Annotated in this window: 20 protein-coding genes; 10 read left to right on the forward strand and 10 right to left on the reverse strand. The window is 61.2% G+C overall.

The window, feature by feature from the left end; all coding sequences use genetic code 11:
• Window positions 1-715: 715 nt before the first annotated feature.
• Window positions 716-1,552, reverse strand: a complete 837-nt coding sequence (locus IVA91_RS01325) for a tetratricopeptide repeat protein (protein WP_247416722.1) — start codon at window positions 1,550-1,552, stop codon at window positions 716-718.
• Between the two features lie 1,287 nt (window positions 1,553-2,839).
• Here IVA91_RS01325 and IVA91_RS01330 point away from each other — a divergent pair.
• From IVA91_RS01330 to IVA91_RS01345, 4 genes are read left to right on the forward strand one after another with little or no spacing between them, the layout of a single operon-like run.
• Window positions 2,840-3,187, forward strand: coding sequence for a helix-turn-helix transcriptional regulator (locus tag IVA91_RS01330; protein WP_247279756.1), 348 nt, complete (start codon window positions 2,840-2,842; stop codon window positions 3,185-3,187).
• Between the two features lie 13 nt (window positions 3,188-3,200).
• Window positions 3,201-3,671 (forward strand): ArsI/CadI family heavy metal resistance metalloenzyme, encoded by a 471-nt coding sequence (locus IVA91_RS01335; RefSeq protein ID WP_247279757.1) that lies wholly within the window; start codon window positions 3,201-3,203, stop codon window positions 3,669-3,671.
• A 2-nt stretch (window positions 3,672-3,673) separates the two neighbouring features.
• Complete coding sequence (gene arsC / locus IVA91_RS01340; RefSeq protein WP_247279758.1) at window positions 3,674-4,057, forward strand: arsenate reductase (glutaredoxin); 384 nt, start codon at window positions 3,674-3,676, stop codon at window positions 4,055-4,057.
• The gene (locus IVA91_RS01345; protein ID WP_247279759.1) at window positions 4,057-4,740 is read left to right on the forward strand and encodes an MIP/aquaporin family protein; all 684 of its coding nucleotides are present in this window, start codon (window positions 4,057-4,059) and stop codon (window positions 4,738-4,740) included. Before arsC ends, IVA91_RS01345 begins: the two co-directional genes overlap by 1 nt.
• A gap of 581 nt (window positions 4,741-5,321) precedes the next feature.
• Here IVA91_RS01345 and IVA91_RS01350 read toward each other — a convergent pair.
• From IVA91_RS01350 to IVA91_RS01360, 3 genes are all read right to left on the reverse strand, one after another.
• On the reverse strand, window positions 5,322-6,167 hold the full coding sequence (locus IVA91_RS01350; RefSeq protein ID WP_247279760.1) for an alpha/beta hydrolase: 846 nt from the start codon (window positions 6,165-6,167) through the stop codon (window positions 5,322-5,324).
• Between the two features lie 143 nt (window positions 6,168-6,310).
• On the reverse strand, window positions 6,311-6,754 hold the full coding sequence (locus IVA91_RS01355; protein ID WP_247279761.1) for a cache domain-containing protein: 444 nt from the start codon (window positions 6,752-6,754) through the stop codon (window positions 6,311-6,313).
• Between the two features lie 158 nt (window positions 6,755-6,912).
• Window positions 6,913-7,863: a LysR family transcriptional regulator gene (locus tag IVA91_RS01360; RefSeq protein ID WP_247279762.1), complete on the reverse strand. Its 951-nt coding sequence runs from the start codon at window positions 7,861-7,863 to the stop codon at window positions 6,913-6,915.
• A 117-nt stretch (window positions 7,864-7,980) separates the two neighbouring features.
• On the opposite strand from IVA91_RS01360, the gene IVA91_RS01365 reads away from it, so the two are divergent.
• Window positions 7,981-8,970 carry a tripartite tricarboxylate transporter substrate-binding protein gene (locus tag IVA91_RS01365; protein WP_247449747.1) on the forward strand — a complete coding sequence of 330 codons (990 nt, stop codon included), beginning with the start codon at window positions 7,981-7,983 and terminating at the stop codon, window positions 8,968-8,970.
• Window positions 8,970-9,581 carry a protocatechuate 3,4-dioxygenase gene (locus tag IVA91_RS01370; RefSeq protein WP_247279764.1) on the forward strand — a complete coding sequence of 204 codons (612 nt, stop codon included), beginning with the start codon at window positions 8,970-8,972 and terminating at the stop codon, window positions 9,579-9,581. Before IVA91_RS01365 ends, IVA91_RS01370 begins: the two co-directional genes overlap by 1 nt.
• A gap of 296 nt (window positions 9,582-9,877) precedes the next feature.
• Here IVA91_RS01370 and IVA91_RS01375 read toward each other — a convergent pair whose 3' ends face one another.
• On the reverse strand, window positions 9,878-12,829 hold the full coding sequence (locus IVA91_RS01375) for a BTAD domain-containing putative transcriptional regulator (RefSeq protein WP_247279765.1): 2,952 nt from the start codon (window positions 12,827-12,829) through the stop codon (window positions 9,878-9,880).
• Between the two features lie 211 nt (window positions 12,830-13,040).
• Here IVA91_RS01375 and IVA91_RS01380 point away from each other — a divergent pair, with 211 nt between their 5' ends.
• Window positions 13,041-13,331 (forward strand): hypothetical protein, encoded by a 291-nt coding sequence (locus IVA91_RS01380; protein WP_247279766.1) that lies wholly within the window; start codon window positions 13,041-13,043, stop codon window positions 13,329-13,331.
• A 343-nt stretch (window positions 13,332-13,674) separates the two neighbouring features.
• Complete coding sequence (locus IVA91_RS01385) at window positions 13,675-14,064, forward strand: hypothetical protein (RefSeq protein WP_247449744.1); 390 nt, start codon at window positions 13,675-13,677, stop codon at window positions 14,062-14,064.
• A 306-nt stretch (window positions 14,065-14,370) separates the two neighbouring features.
• On the opposite strand, the gene IVA91_RS01390 is transcribed toward IVA91_RS01385, so the two are convergent.
• The 4 genes from IVA91_RS01390 to IVA91_RS01405 form a co-directional block, all read right to left on the reverse strand.
• On the reverse strand, window positions 14,371-14,796 hold the full coding sequence (locus IVA91_RS01390; protein ID WP_247279768.1) for a DUF4440 domain-containing protein: 426 nt from the start codon (window positions 14,794-14,796) through the stop codon (window positions 14,371-14,373).
• Between the two features lie 368 nt (window positions 14,797-15,164).
• Complete coding sequence (locus tag IVA91_RS01395) at window positions 15,165-15,569, reverse strand: YccF domain-containing protein (protein ID WP_247279769.1); 405 nt, start codon at window positions 15,567-15,569, stop codon at window positions 15,165-15,167.
• Window positions 15,570-15,721: 152 nt separating this feature from the next.
• A complete protein-coding gene (locus tag IVA91_RS01400) occupies window positions 15,722-17,266 on the reverse strand; it encodes an acyl-CoA synthetase (RefSeq protein WP_247279770.1) in 1,545 nt (514 codons plus the stop codon).
• A 125-nt stretch (window positions 17,267-17,391) separates the two neighbouring features.
• Window positions 17,392-18,201 carry a crotonase/enoyl-CoA hydratase family protein gene (locus IVA91_RS01405; RefSeq protein ID WP_247279771.1) on the reverse strand — a complete coding sequence of 270 codons (810 nt, stop codon included), beginning with the start codon at window positions 18,199-18,201 and terminating at the stop codon, window positions 17,392-17,394.
• A gap of 105 nt (window positions 18,202-18,306) precedes the next feature.
• Here IVA91_RS01405 and IVA91_RS01410 point away from each other — a divergent pair, with 105 nt between their 5' ends.
• Together IVA91_RS01410 and IVA91_RS01415 are read left to right on the forward strand one after the other, a co-directional pair.
• Window positions 18,307-19,179 (forward strand): SDR family oxidoreductase, encoded by an 873-nt coding sequence (locus tag IVA91_RS01410; RefSeq protein WP_247279772.1) that lies wholly within the window; start codon window positions 18,307-18,309, stop codon window positions 19,177-19,179.
• A gap of 223 nt (window positions 19,180-19,402) precedes the next feature.
• The gene (locus IVA91_RS01415) at window positions 19,403-20,980 is read left to right on the forward strand and encodes a fatty acid--CoA ligase (RefSeq protein ID WP_247279773.1); all 1,578 of its coding nucleotides are present in this window, start codon (window positions 19,403-19,405) and stop codon (window positions 20,978-20,980) included.
• 113 nt (window positions 20,981-21,093) lie between these two features.
• Here the strand turns inward: IVA91_RS01415 and IVA91_RS01420 are convergent, their stop codons facing one another.
• Window positions 21,094-22,368, reverse strand: coding sequence for an acyl-CoA dehydrogenase family protein (locus tag IVA91_RS01420; protein ID WP_247279774.1), 1,275 nt, complete (start codon window positions 22,366-22,368; stop codon window positions 21,094-21,096).
• Window positions 22,369-22,381 lie beyond the last annotated feature (13 nt).

Here is a 22,381-nt window from a genome sequence, read left to right on the forward strand (position 1 = left end):
GAGCGGGCGGGGTCAAGGCCGTCAGCCGCCGGAGGCGGGGGCGCGCAGCGCCAGCCTTGAGCCCGCTCGATCACCGGTCTACTTCAACACAGTTGCTCCCCGGGGAGCGATGCACTATTGCCCCCGTCGCCTTGCCGATGGCTGATGCCGCGGTCCGGTTGGGCCGCTCACATCACCGCAAGACTTGACGCACAGACCCCGGGCGTCAGGACCACACGCTTTTGCCGTCCGCGGACGTCCCTCCCACCCATTCGGAAGCTCGCGCGTGCTCGCCCCCGAACTCGAAAGGAAACGCTGTGACCGCGCCGTGTCGATCCCGCGGATCGCGATGGCTCACAGGCTTAGCCCGCCCTGCCACCTCGTCACGCGCCGGCGCTGCCGCGTCCATCGCATCCCGGCCGACGTATCGTGACGATCGCGAAACGCCCCTTTGACGGGCCGGGATGTTTTGCGATTTACCCGAAAATACGAATTCGGTCAATCAGAATTTTTCCGCTCTGCCCCTTGACTTACATGTGGCGTGATTTGCCCGCCCGGCAAAGCGAGTAATTATGCGAAGGCGTTGGAGCGCGTCCGCCTTGGCAGATGGAAGAAGGATGAACGCATCGTCACAACCGCCTTCGCATCGGCCGGAAGGCTGCCGGCCGCCGGTCGTCGACCAGCAAGGAATCCCGGCATAGCGATGGCAAGGACGCTGGCGTTGGGAAAGCAACCATCATGACGTACCTTCCTTGTATTGGCCTAGACGAACATCAGCGTGACAGAGGAAAAAACGCCAAGTCCCAGCAGGCGGATCTTTGGGGCTTAGGCGCAAAGCGATCTGAATCGGAGAAAACGCTTCGGCCGCGCGTCCCGCCGTAACAAGTACGATCCCCTTGGATGCATACGCGACGGGCGAATTAGGATCTATTTCCAAAGCTGCGTCGTATTCAGGTAAAGCTTCCTCAGGATTCCCGTAGTTCAGAATGTTTCCCTTGGCTACGTGCGCATTTGCGATCGCTGGGCGTTTTGCAAGAGCTTGATCTATTAGCTTGATCGCCCTCTTCTTGTCCTCGACTACCGATGATGACCATCCGTAGATCACGCCATCCGCTATGCACAACGTCTTGCCGATCATTGCATCTATGTTGTCCGGATCGAGGCGCAGTGCGCTGTCGAACAAGTCGTTTGCCTCTGCATTCGTCAACTTGGTCCGTGGGCCATAGCGCTTCGCCCAGCCGCGCATGCTGAAATCCACAGCGTCTGGATTGGTTGGTCTGTCCATTTGGCTGCGCCGGCTTTCGGCTTGGATGAGTTCGACGTTGAGAGAGCGGGCGAGCCGAGCCGTGACCTGCTCCTGTAGGGCCGTAAGATTTGACCGATCGCCGTCAAAGCGGTCCGACCAGACGTCGCGACCAGTCGACAGGTCGGAAAGTGATACGTTCATACGGACCCGATCTCCGGGCCGCTGCACCGCGCCCTGTACCGCCCATCGGATACCAAGGTCCTTGCCGAGCGTCTTCAAATCGACCTGCTTATTCTTATAGGTGAAAGCCGTCCCGCGACCGATCACGAACGTCAAACTTCCAGCAACCAACGACTGCCGCAATCACGATACGGCCGATGAACGAGGGCAACGTCCCGGAGTTCCTTCGGCTAATGCGAGGGATCGTCAGCTTTGAGCGCGGTGAGAACTTCAGCCTCACCGAAGCGGAGCTGCTTCGCCGTGGCTTCGGCGAGCGCCCTGAGTTTGGCGCTTACGTCGCGGATACGGGGCTAGGGTGGCTTGCTGGAAAGGCGGTCCACTACGAAATCCCGTTCATGCATACTCTGCGACCGCTTTTGATGCTGAAGTGGCTCTATGTTGAACCCGAGTGCCGAGGCGGCCGCGTCGGTCAAAGGCTCATGCGCCAAATGGCGCTACATGCGCGTACAACAGGGCACAAGTGCTTCTGCTGGTTCGTGCTGAACGACAATGGTTGGCGCAATCATTCTACCACGGTCTCGGTGCGACGGAGAACCTCGAGTGGCGGCGGTGGATCATGCCGTCCAACGCCTTGAACCAACTCGCGGACAGCGCAGATTGACCATCTGCTAGCAAGCCTAGAACACTGCCATCGCTACCGATCAGCGGCGATGCGGTCGAGACTCCCTTAATGGCCAGAGGACGCGGATGACGGATGCGCACACGTTGACGAAGTCGGCTTTGGGCAAAAAGCAAGAGATGGGCGTCGGTGGGAAAGCTCTAGCTTCCGTACGTTGGCCACGCATACATGAGCCAAATGCCGGGCAAAAGATCGATCGAACAACTGCGTTGGAGTTGCCTTGTCATTGCCGACAAGCGCACGGAAGAACACGAGAAACAGCAGGATCGCATAGACCGCCAGGTTCAGGAGAGAGAGAGTAATTCATCAAATGCTGGGCACCGAGCGCGAGTGCAGCCGGTCCGATCAGCTGAAAGAATGCGGTGAAAACGCCAAGGACTAGGCCAGCAAGCAGGCCGCCCAGCGTGGAAAGTACATGCACGGCCCCGTTTCCCTTCTTTTGCCTTCTCAGCTAGTCTAAAATCACTAAGTTCAGTGCATTGCTACTTCATTTCGCTCTCGAATGCCCATGTCTGCAGTGGACATGAGCCATCGCCCAGCACTGGGTACTTTGAGGCCCGCTTTCGCGACGTGAGATGACCGCTTTGGGTCAACCTCTGCCGTGGCAGCCCGGCAATCGTCTGTTGCCTTCCGACACCCGACATTCACCTCTCGTTGTTGAACGGCAGCCTCGGGCCAGTAGCGGCCCTCGCAGTATTTCAGCAATTACTGAAATATCCTTGACATTAACCAATCATTTCCATATTCGTTGAAATATGAAAAAGAAGGATGTTGTAGCAGCCCTAGCTGCTCTCGCTCAAGATAACCGGCTTGATGTATTCCGGTTGTTGGTGCAGGCCGGGCCAGAGGGAATGTCGGCCGGTGCGGTGTCAACGGCTCTCGACCTCGCGCCAAATACGCTGACCTTCCATTTGGATCGGCTAAGGATGGCGGGGCTTGTCACCGTGCGCCGCGATGGCCGCTCGATGATCTACGCTGCACAATTCGAGACCATGAATGAACTGCTCGGCTATCTCACCGAAAACTGCTGTGGCGGCACCATCGAATGCACGCCCGCCGTCGCCTGTAAGCCTGCGCGCAAGCGCGCGAAGGTCCCAGCCTAGAAGGAGTGATCCCATGAAACGCCTGCATGTTCACGTCGCCGTTGATGATCTCAGCCAATCGATCGGCTTCTATTCGGCGCTGTTCGCCGCCCAACCCGCTGTCGTCAAATCCGATTATGCAAAGTGGATGCTCGACGATCCGCGCGTAAACTTCGCGATCTCTGCACGAGGCCGGGAAGCTGGCCTTGATCATCTTGGCATTCAAGTCGAGGACGCCGAGGAATTGCAGGAGGTCTATACCCGCCTGCGCACCGCAGGCGGCAATGTAATTGAGCAAGGCCAGACGGCATGCTGCTATGCCAAATCTGAGAAGTCATGGATCGATGACCCGGCTGGCATTGCTTGGGAAACGTTTCTGACGACCGGCGAAAGCATCAACTACGGAGATGGCTCGGGCGAGAAAGAAGCCCGCATCGCGCACGAGAAGCAGAGCGGCGCGCGCTGTGCGCCCCAGCCAACGGCTAAAGCGTCGGCGTGCTGCTAATCATGGATGTCATTATCTACCACAACCTGGATTGCGGAACCTCGCGCAACACGCTTGGCATGATCCGCAATGCGGGGATCGAGCCGCACGTGATCGAGTACCTGAAAACACCTCCGGCACGTGCGCTGCTCAAACAACTGATCGAGCGCATGGGTGTGCCCGTGCGGTCGGTACTTCGCGAGAAAGGCACGCCGTTCAATGATCTCGGTTTAAACAAGCCGAACCTTACTGATGATCAGTTGCTTGATGCGATGATGGCGCATCCGATCTTGATAAATCGTCCAATCGTGGTTACGCCGAAGGCGGTGCGCCTATGCAGGCCTTCGGAAGCCGTCCTTGACCTTCTCCCGGCCCAACGCGGCGGTCAACGATCTTCGGCAACCTGATGCCGACGCTTGCACAGCGCGCCTTCGCCGAATGGTTAGGCACGGCGTTCCTGTTAGCGGCCGTGGTCGGCTCGGGCATTATGGCTCAAAACCTCGCGGGCGGGAACGTCGCGCTCGCGCTTCTCTGCAACACTATACCGACCGGCGCAATCCTCGTTGTATTGATCCTAATCTTCGGACCGATCTCAGGCGCACATTTCAATCCCGCTGTCTCAATTGCTTTCGGCCTGCGTAGGGAACTGTCGTGGCCTGACGCAGCGCTTTACATCGCCATGCAAGTCATCGGCGGAATGGCGGGCGTCTGGGCCGCGCATCTGATGTTTGACCTGCCGGTATGGCAATTCTCGACGACTGTGCGCTCGGGAGGCGGGCAATGGTTTGCGGAGGCGGTCGCGACCTTCGGACTTCTTCTTACGATTTTCGGTTGTGTTGCGCGAGCGTCGTCGGCGATACCCTACGCTGTCGGTCTCTACATCACCTCGGCTTACTGGTTCACGGCCTCGACTTCATTTGCCAATCCTGCCGTTACTATTGCGCGGGCTACGTCTAACACGTTCGCGGGAATTGCTCCCGCAGGTGTGGTCGCCTTCATCGCGGCGCAGTTAGCCGGGATGGCTACGGCGGTGATTGCCGGAAAATGGCTCTGGGATGAAGGTAGCGACAATAATCGCGAGCCACGATGAGGCGCGAGGTCCGGTTTGGGTCAAAGGCTGCCTTGGCCCGCTCGGATCGCCTTGTTCGGGTCACCTTTAGTAAGCGGACCTCGCGGCGCGCTCAGCTGAGGTCGGCACGGGGCAACTTGCGGACTTCGTCATTCCAATTTCGGTGCCGATAGCTATTCCACGGCCTTGCACAGTCCTTTTTCTTGCCAGCCGTGATCGTGTGCCCGATTGACCCAAGGTTCCCGCGTATCGTGCAGGACGAGCGCCAATGCACGCCGTTCGACAGTGCCCGTGGCGGTCGGCTTGTGCGGGACGTTCGCGCGCACAATGACTGGCTGCCTCCCGGTCGGCCGATTTGCCTGCCCTCTGGCGTCTCCATGCATCCTTCGCCTTGTACGACGTGAATCAGCTCTGGTCCGGCGTGACGGTGAACCGTTGTGGTTGCACCGGGCAGCATGATCGCCTCAGGGCCAGTAGCGGCCATCATCGTTAACCGAAAGGATGCCCGAAGTTTACGCGGCGTGCCGCAGTCCCGCACGACAATGCGCGAACGGCGCGCGAAATGAATTCGTCCGCCGCCGATGATCGTTAATTAGACGCGACTATTTCAGTCCCTTTACAAACGCGAGGATTGTATCTGTAAGAGTCGTGTCTTCCGTATTCACTGAGTAAATTTCCGACATGTGGCTATGGCCTTTCAGCACCGCAAACGTTTGGCAGTGATTGTTAGCGCACATCGCAGCCTTCAGAGTTTCTGCTTGGTCGATGTAGTACGGAACATCAATTTCTCCGCGCACGACTAACAATGGCAGCTTTGATTGGGCCAAGCCATTTAGCGAGGATCGCTCCCGCCACAATTCGGTATCCGCGCCGAAATAAGATTTCTGCCCCGCCACTTCGATTTGGGGGCGAAGGTCATATGTGCCGGACACAAGTATTGCACCGACGACCACGGGCACGGCTGCGCGCGCTAGGTAACTGCCGACGTGCGATGCCCCGGCAGAGTGCCCCATCAGAAAAATGCGGTTTGGATCGCCCCCGTAGTCCCGGATTTTCTCCTTTGTCCATGCCACTGCCGACGCGACATCGTCCGCCGCCGCGGGCCAGGGATAGTCGGGCGCGAGCCGGTAGGTCATGTTGACTCCGACCATCCCATTCTTCGTCGCCCACAACATGACATTGTCATAGTAGGGGCTTGAGCCGGCGCGCTTGTCGCCCCTCTCATATCCGCCGCCGTGAACGAAGATGAGAACGGGACGAGCCTCGGCGGTCGTTGCCCGAAACACGTCCAGCAGATTTCGCTCGTGTTGGCCGTACTTGATGTTTCGATCGACTGTTACGTTTTCATACGGCTCTTTCGCTTGCAGCGGCGCGTACAACTTTCCCGTTTCGGGAGCATTTATCACAGCGCCCATTGCCTTAACCGCCTCAGCTTTATCCGGAGGCATTGGACCCGCCGAGGCTGACTGAAGGCTGAGCAACGTGGTTGCAATGGCAATAGACCGACGCATTTCCGACACCTCAAAATGGATTGCAGGATAATCTTCTTGGAAGGCAGGACCCTCAGCGCAAAATCCAGACGGCACTCGACCTATGGTGAGTACCCTACAAGACAAATGTATCCCGCGATTTTGGTAACGAAAGCGACCTTCGAAACGGGTGTTTTGTCAGCACCGGGACGTGGCGATAGATAGCTGACTTCTGAAAAAACTCCCTCTTGGGCGCGAGCCAGTTCTTCCCCATACGGCTTGCCCGAGGCGTCTTTACTATCCTTCTGAACAAGGCCGAGGCGCGCACGGTTGGGATTGGCCACCATCTTGCCGTCCGAGCCCGCGCAGGTCGGATACAAGTCCCGGTCGCTGAAGCTCGGGTCGCTCTTATTGATTTTTTCGATTGTTGCAGCCGGGTCGGCCTTAATGCCGGAGACGACCCTTTCGAGCATGGCGCGCGCCTCACTTGCGGTGCCGTACTGTTGACCAATGGCTGCTTGGATGAACAGGACTGAGGCGACGCCAGAAAGAATGATCCTAATCATCGTTCGCCCCCGACTAAGATAATGAATTCAATCCCTTTCCCTTCGCAGCTTCGAATCGGCCTGTCGAGATGCAAATTTGTGCTTGCGCTGCGCGTTTGATGGCGACTGGTAAAGTCCGCTGTGGGGCCATTAGGAAGTGCATCGCCTGAATTTACCGGTCAGGGTGTTCGCTTGCCAGCGAGCGGCTTGGCTATCTCCAGCGCGCAGTCTATGAATAGCCGCCGCGCTGGATTGGGAGTTCGGCCCTTCAGCGTGATGATTCCGATCGGCCACATCTGCGCAGGCATTTCGACAGGCAAGATTTTCATCGACAGCCGCTTGGCGCTGAAATGCAGCATCGATGCCGGAAGAAAGCTCAGGAAGCGCTCCGATGACAGCAATGCCGACTGCATCAGAATCGAGTACACGGTCACGCTGGGCCGCGGCACCTCGAGTGCGGACGCGTGAAATGCATTAGCAATCCAGCCGCCCGGAAAACTTTCGCGCGGTGGCAGGCACCAGCGCTCGTTGACCAACTCGGCGAGGCGGATCTTGCGCCGCCGCACCCACGGATTGTTCAAGCCTGCAACGACGACGCCGCTTTCGTGCAACAGCTCCCGCACATCGGTGTCAGCAGCCGGCGCCGGGCTCGGCAGCCGTCCGATCATCAGATCGATATCGTGGTTGCGCAGATGCCGGTCCTGAAGCTCCGGCGGTTCGCCCTCGATGATATGAAGCGCGAGCCTCGGATATTGGCGGGATAGCCGATCGATGATGGCAGGCAGCAGGCCAGCCATCACAGGTTCCGTACTGCCGATGCGCAATTCGCCGGTTGTCGGATCAGCCAGCGCTTGCAGCTCGTCCACGCCACTTCGCAAATCGTTGCTCAGGGCGATGCTACGTTTGAGCAACGCCTCGCCATAGAGCGTGGGCGCCACCCCGAGACGGCTTCGCTCGAGGAGCGGAAGGCCAAGCGTTTGCTCGAGGCTCGCGATCATCTTGGAAATGACGGGCTGCGAAATGGCAAGGTGCTCGGCCGCCTTCGCCATGCTCCCGTGCTCGACGACAGCGATGAAGACATTCAGCTGCCGCAGCTTGATACGCTGACTAATCTGGGATGCGTCGAACATGCGACCCTTTCCGAAACGGAATAGAAGGATCGGAAAATAGAACTTTCCATATATAGGTATCAGGAACAAGCTGCAAATCGATAGTGACTTCTCACTTGCGAGCTTTGGAGCAGCACCATGTCGGAGATACCGTACTTCCGCCTGCCCCGTCGCACGTTCCTGCTGGGGGCCCTTGCAGCATCGTTGTCGGCCCGTCAGGTCGCCGCGCAAACCTATCCATCCAACCTCATTCGAATTGTCGTCCCGACGAGTGCCGGCACGCCGCCCGACATCATCAGTCGCCTGGTGGCCGATGGACTTGCGGCCAACGAAGGTTGGCGGCTCGTCGTGGAAGATCGGCCGGGCGCTTTGCAAACCATCGCAATGAATGACGTAAGCGGCCGTCCGGCGGACGGCTACACGCTGCTCACCATGAGCTTGCCAATGATGGTTACTCCGACCCTGCTTCCGAAGGCAGAGACACGACCCGACGCGGATTTCGATCCGGTCGTCAAGATATCGACGTCCTACACGGTGCTCGTCACCACGCCATCGTTGCCCGTCAATTCCCTGCCCGAACTGGTCGCGCTGCTCAAGAGCAAGCCCGGAAAACTCAACTTCGCGTCCGCTGGCTTCGGCACACCTTCGCACCTGATTGGCGAGATGTTCGCATTGCAGGCCGGCGTGCACGCCACCCACGTACCCTATCAGCAGTTTTCGCAGGCTATCGCCGATCTGATCGGCGGCAACGTTGAATACATGTTCGTGACCACGCTTCCGGTCATCGACCTCATCGAGACCGGCAAGCTGCGCGCCCTCGCCGTCGCCGCGCCTGCGCGGATCGCCGCCCTCAAGAGCGTTCCCTCGGTGGCCGAAGCAGGCTTTCCAGATCTCGTGACGGCCGATTGGATCGGCTTTGCCGCCAGGCGAGGCACGCCCGCGGAGATCACCTTGCAGCTCAACAAAGCGATCAACAAGGTTCTTGCTGAGCCTAAAATCCGCGCTTCGCTCGACAAGATAGGAGCCGTGCCCGTCGGCGGCACCGCCGCAGAATTTGGCGATGGAATCCGGTCCGATGTTGCCCATTGGGCCAAGATCGTCAAGGACGCGGACATCAAGCTACCCTAATGAGCGATGCCGGACCCAAAGGCCGGACGGGCCGCCGCGATGAAGCAGCATTTGCGATCACGCCGCCGCAGATCGTCGGCCCGTTCTATCCAATTCGGGAACGTCCCGACCTGGCAACCAATCTGGCGCGCCCAATGGGCAGCGCCGCCGAGGCGCAGGGCCAGCTCATCTATGTCAGGGGGCGCGTGCTCACTCCTTCTGGAGAGCCGGTGTCGCATGCACTCATCGAAATCTGGCAAGCAAACGCTGCAGGGAAATATCGTCATCCGAGCGATATGAACCCAGCGCCGGTCGACCCCAATTTCAAGGGTTTCGCGCGCCTGACCGCAGACGCGTCCGGCTGCTACAGTTTTCGTACGATAAAACCGGGCCGCTATCCGACGGCAGAAGGCGAAATCAGGCCGCCGCACATTCACCTCACCGTCGACGGCCAGTTCGATCGCCTGGTAACCCAGCTCTATTTCGCTGGCGAAGCCGAAAACCTGACCGACCGCTGGCTCAACGCGGCTCCGCACCCCGACCGACTGATCGTCAACTTGCAAGAGCCGCCATCCCACCTCGAGAAGCACGCGATGGTCGCGGATTTCGACATAGTCTTGGCCAGCGGATGATGGCGGTGTAGGAGGGCTTCCAAGTCAGGCTTCGGGTCAACATCTGCCGTGGGAGTACCGCCCTACTCCAGTGATGGGGGTCGCGACCTCTGGGCGCAACGGGACTGCGACAGTCTCATACAGCTCTCGCATTCTGCGCCACACTGGCAGGTCCGCTCTGGGGTCACATGCTGAAGCGAAGAGACTTCACGGCCCTAATCCGCTCTCCAGCTGAAAGCAGACGGTCGTTGGATGGTCGGGCGAGGCAGCTAAGGGCCATCAGCGGCCATTCATTCCTGACCAATCCGCCGATAGACTTATCGACATTCGGCATTGGATGCACCCCTCGCGGCCAGCGCGTGCTGGACCTGGTTTGCCGCATAATCGACCATCTCGCGGTGAGCCATCGCCGCACCATGCCGCTTGGCCTCCGCGAAGGCGGCCTCGCCCATCACATCGCGAACGCGGGCGAGAGTGTCGGGCAACTCCTGGAAGAAGCTGGTGGACGGGATCATTTGGGAAAGGGCTCCGCTAAGCGTGGCCGCGACCGTCGGGTGGCCGAGCCGCTCAAACAGCAAAATAAGGGTGGCGGTCGTGAGGGTCGCAAGACCTATCTCTGTTGACTGGCCCCAGATCTCGAGCATTCGCGGCAGGGTTCGCAACGTCTTGACCGGATCGCCGCTCCGCACCTGCAACTCCGCGACGGCGGGGATGATGACGATCTCCCAGTAGCGATTACCGGATGTCCTTGCATGAGCAAGGGCCATCTCCAACGCATCCAGGGCACACCTTGGGTTGGCCTCGCTAAAGGCTCTTCCCTTGGAAAACAGCGCCGCGATGAGCGAACTTGGCGTTCGCGCGGCCGCAACCTTGTCAACGATGTCGTCGGCGATCGCCATCGCCTCGTCATGCGCGCCGGCCATCGCCAGGTAAAAAGGAAGCGTCGCCAGGCATTGCCGCTCGCGTCGGTCCGCCGGGTGCTCGGCGCCGGCACGCGCAAACTTGACAGCGCTTTCGGCATTGCCCTGTCGGGACGCAATCATGGCCAGAACAGAGAACGCCCAGACTGGCGGGTCGAAGTTGGCATTGCCTATCAGCGCTGTCGCTTCCTCGGCGTAGAGCGTCGCCTCTTGAACACGTCCCAGGTTCCAGGCCCTTTTTGCTGCATAAGTCAGCAGGGCGCCGAGCCGGCGATGGCCGGCGCGTCGTGCCGCATCGACGATCTCCGTCGGCCAATTGAGCGGTTCGCTGCGCACGCGGAGGACCGCCATGCTCGGGACCCTGGATGCGATCCGGGCCGCAACATCGATATCATCTTGGCTGCTCGCCCACCGAAACGCCGCGCGCAAATTGTCCACTTCCTGATCGAGCCAGACATAAGCCATCAATTGCTGCGGGCTTCGCCAAATCCTATGGTGCGTCTCAGCATCCTCCGCGAAAAATTGCGCATGGCGGCCCCGAAAGACCTCTGTTTCACCCAGCATCGCGAGCCGCTCCTCGGCAAACTGTCTGATGGTTTCGAGCTGGCTGTAGCGAACTGCATTCCCGACCCGTTTGGCGCTGAGCAGCGATTTTCGTACCAGTGAGTCCAGGAGATAGAGAACATCGGCGGCCGCGATGTCGCCGCCGCTACAGATGCGCTCGGCAGCCTCCAGCCCGAAACCTCCGGAAAATACCGATGCGCGCGAAAGCACGGCCTTCTCGGATGGCGACAACAGGTCATACGACCATTCGACGGCGTGGCGCAGCGTCTGATGTCGCTTCAAGACGTGTCGCGACCCGCTGGTGAGCAGACGGAAGCGTTCATGCAGGCGATCGCGGATCTGAGTGGGACTCATTGCCCGCGTTCGGGCTGCTGCGAGCTCGATGGCCAGCGGAATGCCATCAAGGCGGCGGCATATTTCACAGATCGTGTCGGCGTCACCATTGAGTTCGAAGTGTGGCTCCACGAATCGCGCGCGCTCCACGAACAGCTCCACCGCTGGCGCATCGATTCCGTCGCCGCACTCGAGGGGAAGCACCGGGTAGGTCCGCTCGCCGTGGACCATCAGCGTCTCCCGGCTGGTCGCCAGCAGGCTGACATGCGGGCATGTTGACAGGATCTCCCGTGCAAGGCCGGCTATCGCATCGATCAAGTGCTCGCAGTTGTCGAGAATGAGAAGCAGGCTCCGTCCGGCAAGCGCATTGGCGACGCTTTGCTCGATCGTCTTGCCGGGTTGTTGTGTGATGCCGAAGACGTCGGCGACGGCGTGACCGGTCGCATTGGGATCATCGAAAGCGGCAAGCTCCACCAGCCACGTGCCATCCGGATAGTTGTCACGCATCGTCGCCGCAAGCTGGAGGGCGAGCCGTGTCTTGCCGATCCCGCCGGGGCCGGTCAGCGTGACCAGCCGCGCGCTGGAAAGTATCCGGCCGGCTCTGGCGACATCTCTGTCGCGGCCCAGAAAGCTTGTTGCCTGGACGGGGAGATTACCCGGCGCGGCATTCGCATGCACCGATGGCGGAATGCTTCTGCTCAGGCCTTCCGTGTCGGGCACTTGATCGATCCAGCCGACCGCACCCTGTGGCACCGAACTACATATCGCTGAGGCTTTGGGCTGCGTACGGTTCCACTCTCGCAAGAGATGGCGCTGCAATGTCTTGGTCTGCGCGTCGGGCTCAATTCCCAATTCCCTGGAGAGCAGTTCGGCGCAGGTTCGATACTGGCGGAGCGCCGCGCCCTGTCTGCCCTGCCGGGCATACAGCCCCATCAGGGTGCGATGAACACGCTCTTGCAGGGGATCTGCGGCAAGCAGGCGGGTCGCAATGTGAATGCCACGTTCGATCACTCCTGCGGACAGGTGATGATCGAGCAGCTTCGCCATGCCTTCCAAGGCGAGTTCACGGAATCGCTGACGTTCCGCCGCTGCCCAGCTTTCAAATTCTGGTGCCGACACCTGAAAGCCGTCGAGGAATTCGCCACGATAGAGTCCGATGGCCCGCTCCAGGTTTGCCACGCCCGGCTCCGCGATAAGCTCCTCGAACACCCTTGCATCGATTTCGAGGGCGGCCGGCTCAAGGCGGATGGTGTCCTCCTGAGCGACCAATGCGGTAGGACAGATGTGCGACAAAGCCTTGCGCAAAAGGCTCAGCGCCTGTCGCAGACTGTCGCGGGCCTGCGCCTCATCGTGGTCGCCCCACAACAGCGCCGCAAGCTTTGGTCGCGCCTGCGGGTCGTCCGGGTGCAGTGCCAGATAGGCCAGCAGGGCTGTCGTCTTCTTGGTGGCCAACGGGATGGGCTCTCCGGTGTCCGTTTGGAGCCGGAAACTGCCAAGAAGTGCGAGGTTTGCCTTCGCCATATCCGCCGGCCCTGTACTCAGGGTGCAAAAAGACCCGGTCCGACGATTTTGCGAATTTATCACGCGCGCGCCGACAGGTCCATTGCGGCGGGTCGGTAGTCTACTCGCGAGGTCAGGGCCACCATTACCGATGGAGATTACGATGTGGAATCGCTTGTCGCTTGCCGCCGCCGCAGCCCTCGTGATGGGAACAGTCGGAGCCAATGCTGCAGAACTACCGACGTATGAAGTCCTGGGCTTTTCGATTACGCCGCACCAGTTCGTGATATTGGGACCGGCCAACGCGCAACAGGAAACGCCTGCGGCTGGCATATCCGCGCCGGTCCTGATGCCGCGCCAAGGGGCACGCGATGAGCGGACCGCCAGCAGCGGAGGACGCGCGATTACAGCGCTGGCCCTCTCTCCCGTTGTTGCGATCGACCCCACGCGGTAGATCGCGCTGTCGCGTGGTGGCTGATCTCCAGCAGCCACCGCGCGGCAGTCGCACTTCGTGATATCGCTGCGCTCCTTGCCGGCGAGCGAACGGAATGGGCGGACTATTTCCGAGATTTCAAGCCCGATGCCTTGAGGTCGTCCGAGGCAGGCATTTCATACCGGCGGTTCCACCGTCCGTCGAAGCAGCTGATCGCAACCTGTACACCCAGGAGCGTAGTAAGAGACCCGCTCCGCCCAAACCATCACTGCCGCGTGAACGAGACCGATTTGCGCGGCCACGAAGCCATCCCGAAACAAACTCGGCCTAGCGTCCTCACTGACCTGCAAAAGGAGCGACGGCCATGATCGGCGCAACTTGGAATCGCAAAGGACGCAAGCTCGTCATCGCAAATTCCCTGGCCGCTGCGGCTGCTTTATTGGTCGTGGCCGCTGCTCCCCGGCCTGTCTCGAGTGCCGCCCTCGGCAGTGAATGGCAATGTAGCAGGTCGGCGTTTGTTCTAACGACGTGCCGTCCAGCGTCTGAAGATGATGTGACGCGAAAGCCGCTGGCTGAAGCAAAGCCGCTGGCGGAAGCGCCGAGCTTAAGCGAACAGACCGGCGCCGGCTGGGGTGAACTTCACGTAGGTGTCACTCTCGTGCAACTCGAGCCAGCCTCGCTCGATCGCGAACTTGAGGCCGGCACGATACTCCGCTGCCGTGGCCTTATCGCCGAAATAGGAACAGGACGTTGAACTTCTCGATGTAATTCCGGCCACATGGACCGGCCCCGTTGTGGACCCGCGCCGAGACTTTCTCGGTCTCGTGCGCAGATAGCAATGCGAGTCATTAATCTCATACCCGCTTGAGTTACGTTCCGAGCCCGCGCAGGCTCGATTTCAATTGCGGAGTTGACCGCGCTGCAACGGAGCGAGGTCCGCCCTGGGTCAAACTGCGAAACTCAGGATGAGAAAATCTGGTCCGCTCTGCCGCAAAAGCCGGACCTCCATGACACGAGCCGTGACTTCGCCCAATAACGGACACGTACGCCTACGGGCGGCCTACTTGCCCTCGTTCCATATGTCGGTGGCGAGCTTCCAGTCATTTCCGACCTTTTCCCAAACAACGACGTACTTCCCAGTCACTTCCTGCGGTGTCGGCCCTTTGGTCTTCAGAGCAAACGTGCCGATCTCGCGTGCCGCCGAAGGGCCGAGCGACTTCACGTCAACAGTTGTGAGCTTCGGGTCGCCGACTTGATCCGCCATGCCTTTCCACATTACTTCGATGGCTGCTCGGCCCTGCACCAACGAGGAGCCGGGCGGCATCGCGATCGCATCAGCGGTATAGAGCGAGCCGATACCAGAGAAATCGCCCTTGTTGAAGAATTCAATAAATTTGGTGTTGATCGCTTCAATCTCGGGCTTCTGAGCCAAAGCCGGAGCCGCCAGCGAGACCACGAATACCATCACCAGTACGATGTTGCGCATGATCGTCTCCAACTCAATGTACGATTCGATTGCAGCGCGGGTGTTGCCCACAGCGGAGGCGTCGAATGCCACATCCCAGACCGGGTTTGACAAAACAGCAACTCCGGGGAATTACCGTAAGAAATATTGACGAACTGAGTGCGACGTGGCGCCCTAGCCAACTCGCTCGGTCCTGAGAGCGACGAGAGTGATTGCTCCTTGCCGTGGCGGCCCGCGCGGACGAGATGACGCGCCGTATCGCCAGCGTCGATGCGGAGCGAACAGCTTCCCATCTTGGTTCACGTCCGAGTTGCGTCATCAACCGACGAGGCCCGCAAGCTGGGCCACTTCCGCTCTGCCGCCGGAGGCCGTCGTTGACAGGTCCATGCCTAAGCCGGCACGACCACCTTGCCGATCGGCCACAGCGCGATGCCTGCGAGCTTCAAATGCGCCCAGGCGAAGGGGATGCCGATGATGGTCACGGCGAGAACCAGGGCGGTGAGGAGATGGCCGAGGGCCAGCCACCAGCCGGCGAGCACGAACCAGATGATATTGCCGATCACCCCGAGCGGGCCGGTGCCGATATCGCTCATCCCGGTGACCTCGTCGCGCCGCACCGCCTTCGAGCCGAATGGCAGCAGCGTGTAGACGGCGATGTTGAAGGCCGCCCGCGCCCAGGGCAGGCCGATGATAGTGATGGCCATGATGACCGCGGCGATCAGCCAGCCGAACGCCATCCAGGCGCCGCCGATGAGGATCCAGAGCAGGTTGAGCAGGATGGAAACGGGAGCCATGGGATGATCCGAAGGTGGATGACGCCATCTATATAGGTTCGAAATCTGTCTCTGCGAAGACGGCTCGATACCCACAAAACGAAGCCCGGCTGCGCGAGGCGACATCCGGGACCTTGGCTCTCACTGTCCCGGGTATCGCCTTGCGCACCCGGCTAGATCTTGCGTCCGGCCTGCTCCCAATAGGGATCGCGCAGGCGGCGCTTGAAGATTTTTCCGGAATCTTCGCGCGGCAGCCCGCTGCGGATCTCGATGTGCTTCGGCACCTTGTAGTCGGCGAGCGAAGCCTTCAATCGCGCCCGGACCTCGGCGGCCTCGAGCGTGATGCCGGCCTGCGGCTCGACCACCGCCATCAGCGCCTCCCCGAACTCGGCATCGGGGATGCCGAACACGGCGCAATCATGCACGCCAGGCACTGCGTGCAGCACGGATTCGATCTCGGCCGGATAGATGTTGACGCCGCCTGAGATCACCATGTCGCGCTTACGGTCGCAGATGAAGACGTAACCGTCCTCGTCGATGTAGCCGACATCGCCGGAGGTGATGAAGCCATCGCGGTCGATCTCGGCGCGCTTCTCCGGCTTGTTGTGGTAGGTGAAATCGGCCATCCCGGCCATGCAGGAATAGATCTCGCCGACTTCGCCCACCGGAAGCACGCGGCCGTCATCCCCGATGAAGCGCAGTTCCGCGCCGGGCGAGATCCTGCCGACCGTGCCGGGCTTCTTCAGCGCATCCTCCGAGGTTGCGAAGGTGACCGCGCTGGACTCAGTCGAGCCGTAGAATTCGTAGATCACCGGTCCCCACCATTCGATCATGGCGCGCTTGACGTCGGCCGGACATGGCGCGGCGGCATGGATGACGTGGCGCAGCGAGGAGACGTCATATTTCCTGCGCACCTCTTCCGGCAGCTTCATCAGGCGGATGAACATGGTCGGCACCATGAAGATGGTGTCGATCCTGTATCGTTCGATGAGTTCGAGAAATTCTTCGGCCTCGAAGCGCGGCATCAGCACCAGTGCGCCCCCGAGCTTGCCGGCGCGGATGCCGAAGGAGTTGGGCGCGGAATGATAGAGCGGGCCCGGCAACAGCGCGCGGGCGCCGGGCTTGAGGCCGTAGATCATCGCGCGCATGCGCTCGCCGGCAGCCTGCTGCTCCGGCGTCGGCGCATTGCGGCGGACGCCCTTGGGATGGCCTGTCGTCCCCGAGGTGTAGATCATGCTCATCGGCTGCGGCACGACCGGGCCGTCATAGGGTTGTTGCTGGGCGAGCCAAGACTCAAAATCGATCGCGAACTCCGGAATCTTCAGATGATCCGGATCGATCTTGTAATTGGACAGGATTTCCGGCGGCGTCGGCACGCTGAGCACGGTGACGCCGTTCGATATGGCACCGCGCAAGGCATGCAGCATGTCGGCATGTCCGATCAGCACGGAGGTGCCGGTATCCTCCAGGATGTAATTGATCTCCTCCGGCTTGAAGTGCCAGTTGATGGGCACGCCATAGGCGCCGAGCCGCATCGCAGCATAGGCGGCCTCCAGGAAGGCGATGTCGTTGCGCATCAGCATGCAGACGCAATCACCTGGCTTGACGCCGAGCTCGGCAAGGCCACTCGCGATGCGGTCGGCACGGTCAGCGACCTCGGCGTGAGAGCGGCGACGGTTGCCGGAGACGATGCCCAGGAATTGAGACGTTTCGCTCATTTGTTCTTCTTCTTGTTCAAAGTCGCCCTCATGGTGAGGAGGCGCAAAGCGCCGTCTCGAACCATGAGAGCCCGTGGCCCATCCCTCGAGACGCCGCTGCGCGGCTCGTCGGGATGAGGTCTGTGTTAATCCGCAAACTTCGGCGCGCGCTTCTCCAGATTGGCCCGCACCGCCTCGGTCTGGTTCGCGCTGCCGATCAGCTTCTGCTGCTCGACGGATTCGGCGAGCAGCGCGGGGCCCGGATCGACCGAGAGATTGTTGAGCAGGCGTTTTGCCGCACGGATCGCGTCGGGACTCTTGCCAGCGATCTCGCGCGCGGCTTCCAGGGCCGCTGCGCGCGGATCGTCGCAGATGCGGGTGGCGAGGCCGTAAGTCATCGCCTCCTGCGCGGAGAAGATGCGGCCGGTGTAGGTGAGATCGCGCAGGATGTCGTCGCGCACCAGGCTTGCCAGGATCGGCGTGCCCGCCATGTCGGGCACGAGGCCCCATTTGATCTCCATGATCGACATCCGCGTATCGGGTGCGAGGAAGCGCATGTCGGCGCCGAGCGAGAGCTGGAAGCCGCCGCCGAAAGCAACGCCGTGGACGGCCGCAATCACAGGCACCGGAAGCTGACGCCAGCCCCACACCGCGGCCTGCGGAAAGTTCGCCTGCCCATGCGTGCGCTTGGTGAGGTCACGATTTTCGCCACCCGGAATTCCGTTGCCACCCTTCTCCTTCATGGCGGCAAAACGCCCCATGTCGAGGCCGGCGCAGAAAGCGCGGCCCTCGCCGGACAGCACGACGACGCGCACGCCCTTTTCCTTCGAAAGCCGCTCGGTCGCAGCGACAAGGGCCTCGAACATGGCCTGATCCAGCGCATTCATCTTGTCGGCGCGCATCAGGCGCACGTCGGCGACGCCGTCCGAGATCAAAATCGAGACGCGCTCTTCCATGGATGAATTCTCCCCTGTTCTTGTTCAGTGCCGCTTTACAGGACGCTGGCGGCCGGATTTAGTCAATCGACCAATTAACTGACAATCCCTACGGGGGAAACACCCATGTTCAAGGAAAATCTTCTGGCCGGACGCCGCATTCTCGTGACCGGCGGCGGCACCGGGCTCGGCAAGTCGATGGCGGCGCGCTTCCTCCAGCTCGGCGCCGAGGTGCACATCTGCGGCCGGCGTAAGATCGTGTGCGACGAGACCGCGACCGAATTGATGGATCTCTATGGCGGCCGCGTCACCAGCCATGGTGTCGACATCCGCAACGCTCTCGCGGTGGAGGAGATGATCGAGACCATCTTTCGCGACGGTCCCCTCACCGATCTCATCAACAATGCTGCCGGCAATTTCATCTCGCGCAGCGAGGAGCTCTCGCCGCGCGGCTTCGATGCCGTCGCCAGCATCGTCATGCACGGCACGTTCTACGTCACGCAGGCGGTCGGCAAGCGCTGGATCGCCTTGAAGCAGCCCGGCAACGTCGTCTCGATCACCGTGACCTGGGTGCGCAACGGCTCGCCTTACGTGGTGCCATCGGCGATGAGCAAGTCGGCGATCCACGCCATGACGATGTCGCTCGCCACCGAATGGGGCCGCTACGGCATCCGCCTCAACACCATCGCGCCGGGCGAAATCCCGACCGAAGGCATGAGCAAGCGGATCAAGCCCGGCGACGAGGCCGGCGCGCGCACCAAGGCGATGAACCCGATGGGCCGAGTCGGCACCATGGAGGAACTGCAGAACCTCGCGGTGTTCCTGATCTCCGGCGGCTGCGACTGGATCAACGGCGAGACCATCGCCATGGACGGCGCGCAGGCGCTCGCCATGGGCGGCAATTTCTACCAGCTCCGGGACTGGAGCGACGACGACTGGAAAGCCGCGCGCGAGAGCATCATGGCGCAGAACGAGAAGGACCGGGCCAAACGGGGATGATCTCCCCCGTGCCCCGGACGCAGCGCAGCGCGCCGCCTTCGGCCTGGTGCGCTGCTGAGCGCCGGGGCCCATCTCGCCGGATGCTGGGTCCCGGCTGAGCAGCGCATCACTTCGTGATGCGTCGCGTTCGGGGACACGAAACCGCGGCTGATTTGTCCCGTCTTGTCTTCACCCGCGGATGACGCCACACTCTGCGGCATAAGAACAAGACGACGGCAGAAACATGCCCACACAGCCTCTGGCCAATCTCGCCGACATGGTGCGCGAGCGCGCGAAAAGCCGCGGCAGCGCCATTGCCTACGAGTTCGAGGGCCGACTCACCAGCTTCGCCGAATTCGACGTCAACACCAACAAGGTCGCCCACGCGTTGATCGCAATGGGCGTGAAGAAAGGCGACCGCATCGCCTATCTCGGCAAGAACAGCGACATCTATTTCGAGCTGTTGATGGGCGCCATGAAGGCCGGTGTGGTGATGGCGCCAGTGAATTGGCGGCTCGCGGGACCCGAGGTCGCCTTCATCGTCGAGGACTGCAAGGCGCCGGTGCTGTTCGTCGGGCCGGAGTTCATCGCGCTCGTTCGCCAAATCAAGGACCAGTTGCCGGGCCTGCGTACAATCATCACCACCGAAGGCGGCGCGCCGGAATGGCAGGATTTTGCGGCTTGGCGGGACACGCAGAGCGGTGACGATCCGAGGGTCCCGATCGACACCAAGGATATCGCGATCCAGCTCTATACGTCGGGTACGACCGGCAAGCCGAAGGGCGCAATGCTCTCGCACGCGAACTTCCTCAATCTGGTACAGACCGGTAATGCCGAGGACAAGCCGGAGTGGAACCGGTGGTCGACCGATGATGTCTCGCTGGTGGCGATGCCGATCTTCCACATCGGCGGCTCGGGCTGGGGCGTGATGGGGCTCTATCACGGCGCCCGCGGCGTGATCGCGCGCGAGTTCGATCCGACCAAGGTTCTGGACTTCTTCGAGCAGTCCGGGATCACGAAGCTGTTCATGGTGCCGGCGGCAATGCAGTTCGTGGTGCGGCAGCCGCGCGCGAAGACGGTCGATTTCTCGCGGCTGAAATACATGCTGTATGGCGCCTCGCCAATTCCGGCGGCGCTGCTGAAGGAGTGCATCGAGGTCTTCAAATGCGGTTTCGTGCAAATGTACGGCATGACCGAGACCACCGGCACCATCGTCGCGCTGCCGCCGGAAGACCACATCGAGGGACTGGAGCGGATGCGCTCGGCCGGCAAGGCACTGCCGGGCGTCGAGATCGCGATCCTGGACGTCGACGGCAAGCCGCTGCCGCCGCGCCAGGTCGGCGAGATCGCGACGCGCTCGGGCTCCAACATGGCCGGGTATTGGAACCTGCCCGAGGCGACCGCCGCTGCGCTTCGTTCCGACGGCTGGCTGCGCACCGGCGATGCCGGCTACATGGACGAGGACGGGTATCTCTATATCCACGATCGCATCAAGGACATGATCATCTCGGGCGGCGAGAACATCTACCCGGCCGAGGTCGAGAGTGCGTTGTGCGATCATCCTGATGTCGCGGAGGCCGCCGTGATCGGCGTGCCTGACGACAAATGGGGCGAGGCGGTGAAGGCCATGGTGGTCATGAAGCCTGGCAAGCAGGCCACAGCCACCGACATCATCAACTTCACCCGCGAGCGCATCGCTGGCTACAAGACGCCCAAGACCGTGGAGTTTCTGCCGGCGCTGCCGAGGAATCCGAGCGGCAAGATTTTGCGGCGCCAATTGCGTGAGCCGTATTGGGCCGGGAAAGAGCGACGGGTGAATTGACCGCGTAGTGCCGTAGGATGGGCAAAGGCGCAAAGCGCCGCGCCCTCCATTCTTCGACGATTGCGGGAGAGGTGGTGGGCACGCTTCGCTTTGCCCACCCTACGGTGCTAGCGCTAATGCTTCCCCGGCCCCATATAGCCGAACAAGAACCCGGCCACCTTCCGCATCTGGATCTCCTCACTGCCCTCGGTGATGCGATAGCGCCGGTGGTGGCGGTAGATGTGCTCGAACGGCTTGTGGCGTGAGTAGCCCATGCCGCCATGGACCTGCATGGCGCGGTCGGCGGATTCGCAGCAGAGGCGGTTTGCCCAGTAATTGCACATGGAGACGCGATCAGAGAGCGTGCGCTCAATCTGCTCTTCGGTGAGCTGGTCCATCTCCCAGGCAGTCTTGCGGATCAGAAGACGCAGCATCTCGGCCTGCGTGGCGAGCTCGACCAGCGGGAACTGGATCGCCTGATTCTCGGCGAGCGCCTTGCCGAACGGCTTGCGCTCGCGGGCATATTTCACGCTCTCGTTGATGCAGTAAACCGCGGCGCCGAGCGAGCTCGCGGCCTGGCGGATGCGGTTCTGGTGCACGAAGCACTGCGCCAGCGACAGGCCGCGGCCCACCTCGCCGAACAGCGCATCCTCGGGCACGAACACGTCCGTGAAGCTGACGCGGGGATGGTCGGTCGGCATGTTGAAGGTCCACATGTACTCCTCGACCTTGACGCCGTCGCTCTTCGCCGGCACCAGGAAACAGGTGATGCCGCGCGCATCGCCGTGATTGCCGCTCGTGCGCGCAAACAGCGCGCAATGCGTGGCAACATGCATGCCTGTCGTCCACATCTTGTCGCCGTTGATGATCCAGCCCTTGACGTTGTCGCGGGTCGCCGGCACCGCGCGCGTCTCCATATGGGTGGCGTCCGAGCCGTGATGCGGCTCGGTTAGGCCAAAGGTGATGCGGTACTTGCCTTTGATCGAGCCGTCGATCATCGCCTTCTGATCGTCGCGGCCGTAGCGGTCGAGCATGGTGACAACGGGGAAATTGCCGACGATGGAATGCTCGTTCTGGAGATCGTTGTGCAGGCCGAGTCCCTTGGCGGCAAAATGCTCGCGGATCACGGCCATCCAGAGATTGGAGCCGTCCTTGCCGCCAAATTGCTTCGGCACCGGAAAACGCAGATGACCCGCGGCGTCCGCCAGGTCCTTGGCCTTGCGCAGCAGCGCCTCCCATTCGTGGCGCGGCAGGCCGCCATTCTCGAAATCGGTGCGCGCCCATTCGCGGCGGTGATCGAAGAAGCGGATGTTGTCATCGGCCTCCTCCAGCGGCTTGATCTCGCGCTCGATGAAACGGTCGAGCTCTCCGAGATAGGCGACGAGATCGTCAGGCAATGAGAAATCCAAGGGTCTCTCCCTC

The sequence above is a fragment of the Bradyrhizobium sp. 153 genome (assembly GCF_023073835.1).
Taxonomy (GTDB): Bacteria; Pseudomonadota; Alphaproteobacteria; order Rhizobiales; family Xanthobacteraceae; genus Bradyrhizobium.

Bases quoted from the DNA above. Each gene is read 5' to 3' on its own strand.
- IVA91_RS01330 (WP_247279756.1), top strand. From the start codon at position 2,840: ATGAAAAAGAAGGATGTTGTAGCAGCCCTAGCTGCTCTCGCTCAAGAT.
- IVA91_RS01335 (WP_247279757.1), top strand. From the start codon at position 3,201: ATGAAACGCCTGCATGTTCACGTCGCCGTTGATGATCTCAGCCAATCG.
- arsC (WP_247279758.1), top strand. From the start codon at position 3,674: ATGGATGTCATTATCTACCACAACCTGGATTGCGGAACCTCGCGCAAC.
- IVA91_RS01345 (WP_247279759.1), top strand. From the start codon at position 4,057: ATGCCGACGCTTGCACAGCGCGCCTTCGCCGAATGGTTAGGCACGGCG.
- IVA91_RS01350 (WP_247279760.1), bottom strand. From the start codon at position 6,167: ATGCCTCCGGATAAAGCTGAGGCGGTTAAGGCAATGGGCGCTGTGATA.
- IVA91_RS01355 (WP_247279761.1), bottom strand. From the start codon at position 6,754: ATGATTAGGATCATTCTTTCTGGCGTCGCCTCAGTCCTGTTCATCCAA.
- IVA91_RS01360 (WP_247279762.1), bottom strand. From the start codon at position 7,863: ATGTTCGACGCATCCCAGATTAGTCAGCGTATCAAGCTGCGGCAGCTG.
- IVA91_RS01365 (WP_247449747.1), top strand. From the start codon at position 7,981: ATGTCGGAGATACCGTACTTCCGCCTGCCCCGTCGCACGTTCCTGCTG.
- IVA91_RS01370 (WP_247279764.1), top strand. From the start codon at position 8,970: ATGAGCGATGCCGGACCCAAAGGCCGGACGGGCCGCCGCGATGAAGCA.
- IVA91_RS01380 (WP_247279766.1), top strand. From the start codon at position 13,041: ATGTGGAATCGCTTGTCGCTTGCCGCCGCCGCAGCCCTCGTGATGGGA.
- IVA91_RS01385 (WP_247449744.1), top strand. From the start codon at position 13,675: ATGATCGGCGCAACTTGGAATCGCAAAGGACGCAAGCTCGTCATCGCA.
- IVA91_RS01390 (WP_247279768.1), bottom strand. From the start codon at position 14,796: ATGCGCAACATCGTACTGGTGATGGTATTCGTGGTCTCGCTGGCGGCT.
- IVA91_RS01395 (WP_247279769.1), bottom strand. From the start codon at position 15,569: ATGGCTCCCGTTTCCATCCTGCTCAACCTGCTCTGGATCCTCATCGGC.
- IVA91_RS01400 (WP_247279770.1), bottom strand. From the start codon at position 17,266: ATGAGCGAAACGTCTCAATTCCTGGGCATCGTCTCCGGCAACCGTCGC.
- IVA91_RS01405 (WP_247279771.1), bottom strand. From the start codon at position 18,201: ATGGAAGAGCGCGTCTCGATTTTGATCTCGGACGGCGTCGCCGACGTG.
- IVA91_RS01410 (WP_247279772.1), top strand. From the start codon at position 18,307: ATGTTCAAGGAAAATCTTCTGGCCGGACGCCGCATTCTCGTGACCGGC.
- IVA91_RS01415 (WP_247279773.1), top strand. From the start codon at position 19,403: ATGCCCACACAGCCTCTGGCCAATCTCGCCGACATGGTGCGCGAGCGC.